The sequence below is a fragment of the Brucella grignonensis genome, from assembly GCF_002252505.1.
Taxonomy (GTDB): Bacteria; Pseudomonadota; Alphaproteobacteria; order Rhizobiales; family Rhizobiaceae; genus Brucella; species Brucella grignonensis.
In genome coordinates this window covers 1-873 of the sequence record NZ_NNRL01000138.1, presented here as the reverse complement: position 1 = coordinate 873, position 873 = coordinate 1, and the positions used below count along the sequence as shown (strand labels likewise).

The following is an 873-nucleotide window of genomic DNA, read 5'->3' as shown; positions in this document are numbered from 1 at the left end:
CTTCCTCCAGCTTCGAGCGGTCCTCGGTCAGGAGCCCGACGAGTTGCCTGCGCCCTTCGGCCGCGAGGTCGGGGCGGGCTAGGCCGCGCTTGCCGACGAAGTCGGGCTTGTTCTTGCCCACGGCCCAGCCCATGCCCGCATCATAGGGCGTGACTGTGCCGTCCGTGTCCTGGCCGACGATGATGTAGCCCTTCTCGGCGCGCAGCACGTGCATGGTCTCGGTGCCGTAGGGCACGACGCCGTATTGCTGGCCGACCTGCCACAGCACCTCCCACAGTCTACGGCCGAGCGGCGCGGCGACATTGACCTCAAAGCCGATCTCGCCAGTGAAGCTGACGCGGAACAGGCGCGCCGCTCGGCCGTAGACTGTGGGAGGTGCTGACGCGCGCCGCGCCGCCGGTGGTGGTGGTGACGTGGAAGCGGTCCGCCGCCATGCGGCCGATGACGCCGTCGTCGCGGATATAGCCGTCGTCGCCGAGCAGCAGGCCGTAGCGGCAGCGCCCGGGCGCGAGCTTTGTCCACGGGTTGGTGTACATGCGGTTCATGAACTCGACCGAGTCGGGGCCGACGACCTCGATCTTGCCGAGCGTCGAGGCGTCGAAGATGCCGACGGTTTCACGCACCGCGCGGCATTCGCGCGAGACGGCGGCGTCCATGTCCTCGCCCGGCTTCGGGAAGTACCATGCCCTGCGCCATTGCCCGACCGGCTCGAACGCCGCGCCGTGCGCCTCGGCCCATCCGTCGATCCGCGTCCTGCGCGTGACCTCGAAATGGTCGCCGCGATGATAGCCAGCGAAGGCGCCGAAGGTGGTCGGCGTATAGGGCGGGCGGAAAGTGGTCAGCCCCACCTGCGGCGCCGGCTTGCCGAGCGCG

Annotated in this window: 1 pseudogene; it reads right to left on the bottom strand. The window is 69.6% G+C overall.

Annotation, left to right across the window (positions count from 1 at the left end):
- Positions 1–873: pseudogene (locus CEV33_RS01605) on the bottom strand (sarcosine oxidase subunit alpha); the annotation flags it as partial.